The sequence below is a fragment of the Pseudomonas sp. IT-P74 genome, assembly GCF_949768175.1.
Taxonomy (GTDB): domain Bacteria; phylum Pseudomonadota; class Gammaproteobacteria; order Pseudomonadales; family Pseudomonadaceae; genus Aquipseudomonas.
On the sequence record NZ_CATKQD010000019.1, the window covers coordinates 20,461 to 32,075 of the forward strand.

An 11,615-nucleotide genomic window follows, 5' to 3' on the forward strand; every position below is an offset into this window, starting at 1 on the left:
ATTTGACGGCCGTGAAGCCAGCGGAGGCTTCACGGCTGAAAAACTTCCTTACAGGCCCGGAAGGCGCTGACGAATTTGCGCGACAACGGTATCGAGCGTCCCGCTTTCATTGGTCTGGACGCGCTTGCTGCAGAGGATTTCCGCGGGTGTCAGCGCTTCACGGCTGGCTTGCTGCGCTGCGATAACAGCCAGGGTGGCGTCGGACGGGTCTTTCTTGTCCGCCTGGCGCATGGCCAGCCAGCTTTCGATCACGGCCTGTGGCGCATTGCAGTCGAGGATCAGGAAGGGTGCGCCGGTGGCTTCGGCAACCTTCGCTGCACTGTCACGCTGATCTTGCTTGAGGTAAGTGGCGTCGACCACCACCGGGAAGCCCGCACGCAGAATGGCGTCGGCGATTTCGTGCAGGCGGGCATAGGTTGCCGCGCTGGCGTCGGCGCTATAGATGCCGGCCTGTACGTCGTTCTCGACGGTTTGCTCGCCGAACAGGCGCTTGCGCTCGACATCGGAACGCAGGCGAATCGCGCCCAGGGCTTCGACCAGACGCATGGCGACATGGCTCTTGCCGACAGCGGAAACACCGTGGGTAATGGCCATGAAGCGTGAAGGAATGGTGCTGTAGCTTTCCGCCAGGTTGGCGTAATTGCGATACTGGCGCAGGGTCGTGGCGCGCTGCACAGCAGTAGCGTCGGCCGGCATGCTGAACAGGGCAACCTTGGCACGAACCAGTGCGCGGTAGGCTTTATAGAAGTTCAGCAGTTCGAGGCCGCGATAGTCGCCGGTCAGTTCCAGGTACTGGCTGATGAAGCGACGCGCCAGGCACTTCAGGCCGCGATCTTCCAGGTCCATCGCCAGGAAGCCGGTGTCGGCGTAAACGTCGGTAAAGCGAAACGGTTCGTTGAATTCGATGCAGTCGAAGATCACGACCTTGCCGTTGATCACGGTGGCGTTGCCCAAGTGGATGTCACCGTGGCATTCACGAATGAAACCTTCGGCCTTGCGCTGGGCGAGCAGCGGCTTGAGACGTTCGAAACTGCTTTCGGCCCAGGCTTGCAGGGCGTCGAGTTGCAACAGGTCGGCCTTGTCGCTGAGGAACGGACGGATCTGTTCGAAGTTCTGCCGCACTGGCGCCATGACGCTGTCCGGGGTGCCGGCTTCGTGCCCGGCCGGCACTTTCGGTGCGTTGAGGTGGAAGCGGGCGATTTGCTCGGCCATCTCGTCGATGTGCGCGGTGGTCAGTTCGCCATTGGCTTGCAGGGTGCTGAGCAAGCCGGTTTGCGAGAACTGGCGCATCTTCAGTACATATTCGATGGCCGGGCCTTCGCCGCCCAGTTGCGGAGCCTCGGCGCTGCCGGTGACGGGCAGCACTTCAAGGTACAAATCGTCGGTCAGGCGCTGGTTCAGGCGCAGCTCTTCAGCGCAAAAGTGTTCGCGAGCCTCAAGGCTGGTGAAGTCGAGAAAACCGAAATTGACCGGCTTCTTCACTTTATAGGCATAGGGGCCGGTGAGCAGTACCCAGGAAATATGGGTCTCGATGACCTGGAATCCCTCTACAGGATGCGGGTAGAGGGCAGGGTTTTGCAGGGCAGCGATCAGGGACTGGCTCACAGGCGATCCTTCAGAGTCTGGAAAATTCAAGGCCGTCATTATGGCCGCAAGTCCGCTTGACGCAAACCTCGGAGCGCTCCTGTTGAGGATGAATAAAGTGCGTATAATCCGCCGCCATGACTCGTACTCGAACTCCCCGCACCCCGAAAAAACCACCCTCCAGGGGCCTGCGCCCGTGGCTGGGCTGGGCCATTAAACTCAGTCTGGTCGCCCTTGTGGTGCTGGCCGGATTCGCCGTTTACCTTGATGCAATCGTCCAGGAGAAGTTCTCCGGCAAGCGCTGGACCATTCCGGCCAAGGTTTACGCGCGCCCGCTCGAACTGTTCGTCGGACAGAAACTGAGCAGGGATGATTTCCTGACCGAACTCGATGCCCTGGGCTATCGCCGTGAAAGCGTGGCCAATGGTCCGGGAGCGGCGTCGGTCAACGGCAATACCGTTGATCTGAACACCCGTGGCTTCCAGTTCTATGAAGGCATGGAGCAAGCGCAACCGGTGCGGGTGCGTTTCTCCGGCGATTACGTAGCCGAGTTGGCGGGGGCAAAAGGCTCGAAACTGTCGGTGGTGCGCCTGGAGCCACTGCTGATCGGCGGCCTGTACCCGAAAAACCTCGAAGACCGGATTCTGATCAAGATCGATCAGGTGCCACCGTACCTGCTTGAAACCCTGGTGGCGGTCGAGGACCGTGATTTCTATCATCACTTTGGTGTGTCGCCGAAGTCGATCGCCCGTGCAATCTGGGTCAACGGTTCGTCCGGGCGCATGCGTCAGGGCGGCAGTACCCTGACTCAGCAGTTGGTCAAAAACTTCTACCTGACCAACGAGCGCAGCCTGAGCCGCAAACTCACCGAAGCGATGATGGCGCTGCTGCTTGAACTGCATTACGACAAGTCCGAAATTCTTGAGGCTTACCTCAACGAAGTGTTTATCGGGCAGGACGGTCAGCGCGCGGTGCACGGTTTCGGTCTGGCCAGCCAGTTCTTTTTCAGTCAGCCGCTGGCCGAGCTCAAGCTGCATCAAGTCGCGCTGCTGGTGGGCATGGTCAAGGGGCCTTCTTCCTATAACCCTCGTCGTTATCCAGAGCGTGCCCTCGAGCGGCGCAACCTGGTACTCGATGTGCTGCAAGAGCAGGGCGTTGCGACTGCCGAGCAGGTTGAGGCGGCGAAGAAAATGCCGCTGGGCGTGACCAAGCGCGGCAGTCTGGCGGACAGCTCGTTCCCCGGCTTCCTCGATCTGGTCAAGCGTCAGTTGCGCGAAGACTATCGCGACGAAGACTTGACCGAGGAAGGTCTGCGGATCTTCACCAGCTTCGACCCGATCCTGCAGATGAAGGCTGAAGCCTCGGTCAACGACACCTTCAAGCGTCTTGCGGGGCGCAAGGGTTCCGATGACGTCGAGGCGGCAATGGTCGTGACCAACCCGGAGACCGGGGAAGTGCAGGCCATGATCGGTAGTCGCCAGGCCAGTTTTGCCGGGTTCAACCGGGCGCTGGATGCGGTACGGCCGATCGGCTCGCTGATCAAGCCGGCGGTTTATCTGACCGCACTGGAGAAACCGAGCCAGTACACGTTGACCAGCTGGCTGTCGGACGAATCCTTCTCGGTCAAAGGTGCGGACGGTCAGGTCTGGAAACCGCAGAACTATGATCGTCGGTCTCACGGTACGGTGTTCCTCTATCAAGGTCTGGCGCATTCCTACAACCTGTCGACCGCGCGTCTCGGTTTGGCGGTCGGTGTGCCGAACGTCCTGAAGACGGTGGAGCGCCTGGGTGTGACCCGTGAATTCCCTGCCTTCCCGTCGATGTTGCTTGGCGCTGGCGGCATGACGCCGATCGAAGTGGCGACCATGTACCAGACCCTCGCCAACGGCGGTTTCAATACGCCGATGCGCGGGATTCGTAGCGTGCTGACTGCCGAGGGCGAACCGCTCAAGCGTTATCCGTTCCAGATTCAGCAGCGTTTCGATCCGGCCTCCATTTACCTGATCCAGAGCGCCATGCAGCGGGTGATGCGTGAAGGTACGGGCAGCTCGGTCTATAACGTGCTGCCAAGGACCCTGACCCTGGCGGGCAAGACCGGTACCAGTAACGACTCGCGGGACAGCTGGTTTGCCGGTTTTAGCCAGGATTTGCTGGCGGTGGTCTGGCTGGGTCGCGACGACAATGGCAAGACGCCATTCACCGGCGCCACCGGGGCCTTGCAGGTCTGGACCAGCTTCATGCGCAAGGCCGACCCGTTGCCGCTGGACATGCCGCAGCCGGATAATATCGTTCAGGCCTGGGTGGACTCGCGAACCGGACAAGGTTCTGACGCCGGTTGCCCGGGTGCCGTGCAGATGCCGTATATTCGCGGCAGCGAACCGCCTCCCGGCGCCGCTTGCGGTGGTGAAAACCCTGCTGAGTCGGTGATGGACTGGGTCAAGGGCTGGATGAATTAAGCAAAGAGGGTTTCAAGTGAACAAGTGGTTGATTCTAGCGGTTGCCGCCGTAGCTTTGCTCAGCGGCTGTTCCAGCGTACAACGTGGCTCGATTCCGGTCGTGGATTCCGGCACCGCCGTATCCAACAGTGAGCGGATCTCGGCCAATGGCGGTTTCCGCCAGACGACCGTCAAGCGTCCTGCGCAAGGTCAGTCGCAGACCCAGGCGATTCCGCAGGGCGACACCGGCGTTGTGGTGATGGTGCCAGGCGCGGCAACGACGTCGACGCCGATCAGCACCACGCCGATCACCCCGGGTCCGATCACCCCGGGGCCGATTGACACGTCGCCGGTCCAATCGGCGCCGATCAATCAGGGCAGCTACAGCATGCCGTCGTCGCCAAGCGGGATTCCATCGGCCAGTTCGGGCGGACTTTCCGCCGACGAGCAACTGGACAGCCCGGTATTGGCTTTGCTGACCACCGCTCAACAGCAACAGGCGAGCGGTGATCTCAACGGTGCCTCCTCCAGCCTCGAACGCGCACAACGCGTTGCCCCGCGTGAGCCGCAGGTGCTTTACCGTCTGGCGCAGGTGCGCATGGCTCAAGGTGATGCCGCCCAGGCCGAACAGTTCGCTCGCCGTGGGCTGACCTTCGCCAGCGGCCGTCCAGCCCTTCAGGCCAACTTGTGGGAGCTGATTGCCCAGGCGCGCGAAAAGCAGGGTGACTCCCAGGGTGCTGCATTGGCTCGCCAGAAGGCCAAGGTAACGCTGTGATGGATGCGCGCTTTCTGAAAATCGCCGATCAACTGTTGTTGATCGAGCGCGAGTTGCGGATGCAAGGGTGGTGGGATGAAGTTTCGCCCTCTGCCGAAGCGCTTTCCAGTGTCGAGCCGTTTTCGGTCGATACACTGGATTTCGAGCAATGGCTGCAATGGATCTTCCTGCCACGCATGAAGATGATCCTCGAGCAGGATTTGCCGCTACCCAACGCTTCGGGCATTCAGGAAATGGCTGAAATGGTTTTTGCCGGGCGCAATGTCCAGGGCAAGGATCGGCAGTTGCAGGTATTGCTCAAGCAGTTTGATCAGTTGATCACAGCGTCCCGCTGAGCCAGAAGCTGCCAGCATCCGCTGGCAGTTGTTCACAATATCTCTCTATTTTGTCAGCCGCTGCAGGGGAAGTGCATTCGAGTGCCAATTTTTTGCCAAAAGTTGCGCAATCGAAGCTAACACAGGGCTGATTTACGGGTTTTTTCTTGCGTTCTCATGTGCTTAGTAGAATAAAGCACATAGACGACTTGACTTGCGAAGGACGAAACAGAAGAATCCAAAGTCCGCTGTACAGGGACTGCCAGAAGCAGACCCTCTCAGCAGATCATGAGGCGCATATCCGCGTCGACCTGTTACACCCGCAACGCGTTACCTCGCGCTGGGTGGGAAAGCCCCGCAACACTTGGGACGATCCCAATACTTGCTCAGTCAGTGCTGACGTAGTCGGCGACCACCGTCGCTCATGCTCTGCCGAGAAGTAAACCTATTAAGACCCGTCCCATTTTTCGTGGGCGGTATTCTGGCGTTTTAGAGGTGAGCAACGTGGAGCTTTTATCTGGCGGTGAGATGCTCGTCCGCTTCTTGCGTGACGAAGGCGTCAAATATATCTACGGGTACCCGGGTGGTGCTCTTCTTCATGTCTACGATGCCCTGTTCAAAGAACCGGAAGTGACCCACATCCTGGTTCGTCACGAACAAGCGGCTACCCATATGGCTGACGGCTACGCCCGTGCCACCGGTAAAGCCGGTGTGGTACTGGTGACTTCCGGTCCTGGCGCAACAAACGCCATTACCGGTATCGCGACCGCCTACATGGACTCCATTCCAATGGTGATCATCTCCGGTCAGGTGCCTAGCACCATGGTCGGCACCGATGCGTTCCAGGAAACCGACATGATCGGTATCTCTCGGCCGATCGTGAAGCACAGCTTCATGATCAAGCATGCGTCGGAAATCCCGGAAGTCATGAAGAAGGCGTTCTACCTGGCGCAATCCGGTCGTCCTGGTCCGGTCGTCGTCGATATTCCGAAAGACATGACCAATCCGGCCGAGAAGTTCGAATACGTCTTCCCGAAAAAAGCCAAGTTGCGCTCCTACAGCCCGGCTGTTCGCGGTCACTCCGGTCAAATCCGCAAGGCGGCAGAAATGCTCCTGGCGGCCAAGCGCCCAGTGTTGTACTCGGGCGGCGGTGTGATTCTCGGCGGTGGTTCTGCACCACTGACCGAACTGGCGAAGATGCTCAACCTGCCAGTGACCAATACCCTGATGGGCCTCGGTGGCTTCCCTGGCACCGACCGTCAGTTCATCGGCATGCTCGGCATGCACGGCAGCTACACCGCCAACCTGGCGATGCATCATGCTGATGTGATCCTCGCCGTCGGCGCGCGCTTCGATGACCGCGTGATCAACGGCCCGGCCAAGTTCTGCCCGAACGCCAAGATCATTCACATCGACATCGACCCGGCTTCGATCTCCAAGACCATCAAGGCCGACGTGCCTATCGTCGGTCCGGTCGAGAGTGTCCTGACCGAAATGGTCGCGATCCTCAAGGAAATCGGCGAGACCCCGAACAAGGAGTCCGTTGCCAGTTGGTGGAAGCAGGTTGACGAGTGGCGCGGTGATCGCGGTCTGTTCCCTTACGACAAGGGCGACGGCAGCGTCATCAAGCCGCAGACCGTGATCGAAACCCTGTGCGAAGTGACCAAGGGCGACGCCTTTGTGACCTCCGACGTGGGTCAGCACCAGATGTTCGCGGCGCAGTACTACAAGTTCAACAAGCCGAACCGTTGGATCAACTCCGGTGGCCTGGGCACCATGGGCTTCGGTTTTCCGGCGGCCATGGGCATTCAGTTGAGCTATCCGGATGCGGACGTCGCCTGTGTAACGGGCGAAGGCAGTATCCAGATGAACATCCAGGAACTGTCCACCTGCCTGCAATACGGTTTGCCGGTAAAAATCGTCATTCTGAACAACGGCGTTCTGGGTATGGTTCGTCAGTGGCAGGACATGAGCTATGGCAGCCGTCACTCGCACTCCTACATGGAGTCGTTGCCTGACTTCGTCAAGCTGGCAGAGGCCTATGGCCACGTTGGCGTGCGCATCACTGAATCGAAAGATTTGAAGTCGAAGATGGAAGAAGCGTTCGCCATGAAAGATCGCCTGGTGGTGATCGATATTTCGGTCGATACCAGCGAGCACGTCTACCCGATGCAGATCAAAGACGGCTCCATGCGCGATATGTGGCTGAGCAAGACGGAGCGTACCTAATCATGCGGCACATTATTTCCTTGCTTCTGGAAAACGAACCCGGCGCTCTGTCTCGTGTGGTTGGCCTGTTCTCGCAGCGCAACTACAACATCGAAAGCCTGACCGTGGCCCCGACCGAAGACCCGACCCTGTCGCGTCTGACGCTGACCACGGTTGGTCACGATGAAGTCATCGAGCAGATCACCAAGAACCTGAACAAGCTGATCGAAGTGGTAAAACTGGTCGACCTGTCGGAGAGTGCTCACATCGAGCGCGAACTGATGCTGGTCAAGGTCAAGGCCACCGGCGCCCAGCGTGCCGAGATCAAGCGCACTACCGATATTTACCGTGGACAGATCGTCGATGTCAGCGCCAGCGTGTATACCGTTCAGCTGACCGGTACCAGCGACAAGCTCGACAGCTTCATTCAGTCCATCGGCACCGCCTCGATTCTGGAAACCGTCCGTAGCGGCGTGACCGGCATTGCCCGCGGCGACAAAGTACTCAGCATCTAAACCAAATTAGCGAACGGCCTGAACGGCCTGATATAGGGGAAATTCATGAAAGTTTTCTACGATAAAGACTGCGACCTGTCGATCATCCAGGGCAAGAAAGTTGCCATCATCGGTTACGGTTCCCAGGGCCACGCTCAAGCGTGCAACCTGAAAGACTCCGGCGTTGACGTGACTGTCGGCCTGCGTAAAGGTTCGGCTACCGTTGCCAAGGCTGAAGCCCATGGCCTGAAAGTGACCGACGTTGCTTCTGCCGTTGCAGCTGCCGACCTGGTCATGATCCTGACCCCGGACGAGTTCCAGTCCTCCCTGTACAAGAACGAAATCGAGCCGAACATCAAGAAGGGCGCCACCCTGGCCTTCTCCCACGGTTTCGCGATTCACTACAACCAGGTTGTACCGCGCGCTGACCTCGACGTGATCATGATCGCGCCGAAGGCTCCAGGCCACACCGTACGTTCCGAGTTCGTGAAGGGCGGCGGTATCCCTGACCTGATCGCTATCTACCAGGACGCCTCGGGCAACGCCAAGAACGTCGCTCTGTCCTACGCTGCCGGTGTTGGCGGCGGTCGTACCGGCATCATCGAAACCACCTTCAAGGACGAGACCGAAACCGACCTGTTCGGTGAACAAGCCGTTCTGTGTGGCGGTACCGTTGAACTGGTCAAGGCCGGTTTCGAAACCCTGGTTGAAGCTGGCTATGCGCCGGAAATGGCCTACTTCGAGTGCCTGCACGAACTGAAGCTGATCGTTGACCTCATGTACGAAGGCGGTATCGCCAACATGAACTACTCGATCTCCAACAACGCCGAATACGGCGAGTACGTGACCGGCCCTGAAGTCATCAACGCCGAATCCCGTCAGGCAATGCGCAACGCCCTGAAACGTATTCAGGACGGCGAATACGCCAAGATGTTCATCAGCGAAGGCGCTACCGGCTATCCTTCGATGACCGCCAAGCGTCGTAACAACGCCGCTCACGGTATCGAAATCATCGGCGAGCAACTGCGCTCCATGATGCCGTGGATCGGTGCCAACAAGATCGTCGACAAAGCCAAAAACTAAGTCACGTGCTTGTACGAAAAACGCGGCTTAGGCCGCGTTTTTTCGTTTGGGGGCCGGTTCTGGTATAAAGCTGCATCGTTTGCGGCCGAACCCTCGTCCCAGACACCTGTCCAAACTTTCCACCCGTTGCAAGGTAATGTCCATGAGCGAACGCCCCGAAGAGCCAAACCAGCCTTCTGACGCCGAAAGCCTGCTGCCCATCGATGAGCATGTCGAAGAAGGGCATGACGCCGAAGGTCGTAAAGTCCGGCATCGTGGTATCTATCTTCTGCCGAATCTGTTCACCACTGCGAACCTGTTCGCAGGGTTCTATTCCATCATCAACTCGATGAGCGCTCAGGCGGCCTTGAGTGCCGGTGACTCGGCCAATGCGAGCAAGTATTTCGCATTCGCGGCCATCGCGATCTTCGTCGCCATGGTGCTCGATGGTCTTGACGGGCGCGTGGCCCGCATGACCAATACCCAGAGCGCCTTTGGTGCCGAGTACGACTCGCTGTCGGACATGGTTGCCTTTGGTGTTGCCCCGGCATTGCTGGCCTTCGGCTGGGCCTTGGGTGACATGGGCAAGGTTGGCTGGATGGTCGCCTTCATCTATGTGGCGGGCGCGGCATTGCGTCTCGCGCGCTTCAACACCCAGGTCGGCACCGCTGACAAGCGCTACTTCATCGGTCTGGCCAGTCCCGCCGCTGCGGGTGTGGTTGCAGGTATCGTCTGGGCGTTCAGCGACTACGGCATCCAGGGTTCCAAGATGTCTTTCCTGGTTGCGCTGATGGTGGCGGCGGCCGGCATGCTGATGGTCAGCAACATCAAGTACAACAGCTTCAAGGAGCTGGACCTGAAGGGGCGAGTGCCTTTCGTGGCGATTCTCGCGGTAGTGTTGGTGTTTGCGGTTGTTTTCAGTGATCCGCCACGCATTCTGCTGCTGGTCTTCCTCGCCTATGCCGCGTCCGGCCCGGTTCAATACCTGTTACATCTTCGTCGGCGTAAAAGCGTCGAGTGATGTAATTTCCCTCATACTCCGCAGTCTGTTGGTGCATCTGTTCTCCAATGCTGCGGAGTAGCCATGCTGATCAAAGTCCCTAAAGCATCCGACTGCCATGAGTCGGATGTCACGCCTGAATCCATCTACCTTTCTCGACGCAATGTATTGGGTGTTGCTGTTGCCGGTTTGGCCGTGAGCGGCCTTCCTCGGTGGGCGGCTGCCGACGATGTGGCGCGTTATGCGGGCGTCGAGCCTGGCAAGGCGCCTTCCTGGTTCAGCGAAAAGCTTTCCTCGGTCAAGTGGGGGGCGGTTGTCGTCAAGGATGAGGCGATCACCCCGTTCAAGGATGCGACCCACTACAACAACTTTTACGAGTTCGGCACCGAAAAAGGTGATCCGGCCGCCAATGCCGGCACGCTGAAGACGGAACCGTGGTCGGTGGTGGTGGACGGGGAGGTGGGCAAGCCCGGTCGGTATGCGCTGGAAGACTTCATGAAACCGTATCAGCTGGAGGAGCGAATCTACCGACTGCGCTGCGTGGAGGCCTGGTCGATGGTCATTCCCTGGATCGGTTTTCCCCTCTCGGCCTTGCTCAAGGAAGTCGAGCCAACCTCTAAAGCCAGATTCATCCGCTTCGAAACCCTGCAGGATCCCAAGAGCATGCCGGGTCAACGCTCCGGTTTTGCCTTGATCGACTGGCCATATATAGAGGGGCTGCGTCTGGATGAGGCGATGAACCCGTTGGCGATTCTTGCGGTGGGCATGTACGGGCGTGAGTTGCCTAATCAAAACGGCGCGCCGTTGCGTTTGGTGGTGCCCTGGAAATATGGCTTCAAGAGCATCAAGTCCATCGTGCGCATCAGTCTGGTCAGCGAGCAGCCGAAAACCACCTGGCAGAGCATCGCTGCGGATGAATATGGTTTTTATGCGAACGTGAATCCCGCCGTTGATCATCCTCGCTGGACTCAGGCGCGTGAACGCCGCCTGCCCAGTGGTCTGTTCAAGCCGAATGTGCGTGACACGCAGATGTTCAATGGCTATTCAGAGGAAGTCGCCTCTCTATATACGGGGCTCGACTTGAGGAAGAACTACTGATGCGCTATCCGTTTTGGCGTATCGGTCTCTTTGTCGTGGTGCTGGTGTGGCCGCTGCTGTGGTTGTACCAGGCCTGGGAGGATGTCCTTGGGCCGGATCCGGGCAAGGTGCTGGTTGATCGACTGGGTTTGGGGGCGCTTGTTCTGCTGCTTGTAACCTTGAGCATGACCCCGTTGCAGAAACTCACCGGTTGGGCGGGGTGGAATGCCGTGCGGCGACAGTTGGGGTTGTGGTGCTTTACCTATGTGCTGCTCCATCTCGGTAGTTATTGCGCATTCATACTTGGCTTTGACTGGTCGCAGTTGGGTGTCGAGTTGCGCAAGCGGCCTTACATTATTGTCGGGGTGTTGGGTTTTCTTGGTTTGCTGGCATTGGCGGTGACTTCCAATCGATACAGTCAGCGACGATTGAGGGCCGGCTGGAAGAAGTTGCATCGCCTGGCGTATGTCATTCTCGGGCTTGGATTGCTGCATATGCTCTGGATTGTGCGCGCCGACCTGAAGGAGTGGGTGATCTATGCCTCTATAGGTGCGTTGCTGTTAGTGCTGCGGCTACCGCCTTTGGCTCGTCGAATCCCGCGTCTGATGGCTAAAAAGGGCTCTTCTGCCAAAAAGGCGTAAATAGTGGTTGACGGCAGATTCCAGG

General features: G+C 58.7%; 10 protein-coding genes. 9 read left to right on the top strand and 1 reads right to left on the bottom strand.

Translation table 11 applies throughout. The annotated features are described in order from the left end of the window. Positions 1-48: 48 nt before the first annotated feature. The gene (locus ACM6J5_RS13715; protein ID WP_414928723.1) at positions 49-1,605 is read right to left on the bottom strand and encodes an AAA family ATPase; all 1,557 of its coding nucleotides are present in this window, start codon (positions 1,603-1,605) and stop codon (positions 49-51) included. 116 nt (positions 1,606-1,721) lie between these two features. On the opposite strand from ACM6J5_RS13715, the gene mrcB reads away from it, so the two are divergent. From mrcB to msrQ, 9 genes are all read left to right on the top strand, one after another. Then, positions 1,722-4,040, top strand: a complete 2,319-nt coding sequence (mrcB, locus tag ACM6J5_RS13720; RefSeq protein WP_095945500.1) for a penicillin-binding protein 1B — start codon at positions 1,722-1,724, stop codon at positions 4,038-4,040. Positions 4,041-4,056: 16 nt separating this feature from the next. Beyond that, a complete protein-coding gene (locus tag ACM6J5_RS13725; protein WP_414928724.1) occupies positions 4,057-4,794 on the top strand; it encodes a tetratricopeptide repeat protein in 738 nt (245 codons plus the stop codon). Then, on the top strand, positions 4,794-5,129 hold the full coding sequence (locus ACM6J5_RS13730; protein WP_095945498.1) for a YqcC family protein: 336 nt from the start codon (positions 4,794-4,796) through the stop codon (positions 5,127-5,129). The genes ACM6J5_RS13725 and ACM6J5_RS13730 overlap by 1 nt, the downstream gene beginning before the upstream one ends. A 483-nt stretch (positions 5,130-5,612) precedes the next feature. After that, the gene (locus ACM6J5_RS13735; protein ID WP_095945529.1) at positions 5,613-7,337 is read left to right on the top strand and encodes an acetolactate synthase 3 large subunit; all 1,725 of its coding nucleotides are present in this window, start codon (positions 5,613-5,615) and stop codon (positions 7,335-7,337) included. A gap of 2 nt (positions 7,338-7,339) precedes the next feature. Beyond that, the gene (gene ilvN / locus ACM6J5_RS13740) at positions 7,340-7,831 is read left to right on the top strand and encodes an acetolactate synthase small subunit (protein WP_003176102.1); all 492 of its coding nucleotides are present in this window, start codon (positions 7,340-7,342) and stop codon (positions 7,829-7,831) included. Between the two features lie 45 nt (positions 7,832-7,876). Next, entirely contained in the window at positions 7,877-8,893 is a 1,017-nt protein-coding gene (ilvC, locus tag ACM6J5_RS13745; protein WP_003228216.1) for a ketol-acid reductoisomerase, read from the top strand. A 142-nt stretch (positions 8,894-9,035) separates the two neighbouring features. Further along, positions 9,036-9,893 (top strand): CDP-diacylglycerol--serine O-phosphatidyltransferase, encoded by an 858-nt coding sequence (gene pssA / locus ACM6J5_RS13750; RefSeq protein WP_150672732.1) that lies wholly within the window; start codon positions 9,036-9,038, stop codon positions 9,891-9,893. A 63-nt stretch (positions 9,894-9,956) separates the two neighbouring features. Then, the gene (gene msrP / locus ACM6J5_RS13755; protein ID WP_095945496.1) at positions 9,957-10,970 is read left to right on the top strand and encodes a protein-methionine-sulfoxide reductase catalytic subunit MsrP; all 1,014 of its coding nucleotides are present in this window, start codon (positions 9,957-9,959) and stop codon (positions 10,968-10,970) included. Next, positions 10,970-11,590, top strand: a complete 621-nt coding sequence (gene msrQ / locus ACM6J5_RS13760; protein ID WP_095945495.1) for a protein-methionine-sulfoxide reductase heme-binding subunit MsrQ — start codon at positions 10,970-10,972, stop codon at positions 11,588-11,590. The genes msrP and msrQ overlap by 1 nt, the downstream gene beginning before the upstream one ends. The last annotated feature ends 25 nt before the right edge of the window (positions 11,591-11,615 follow it).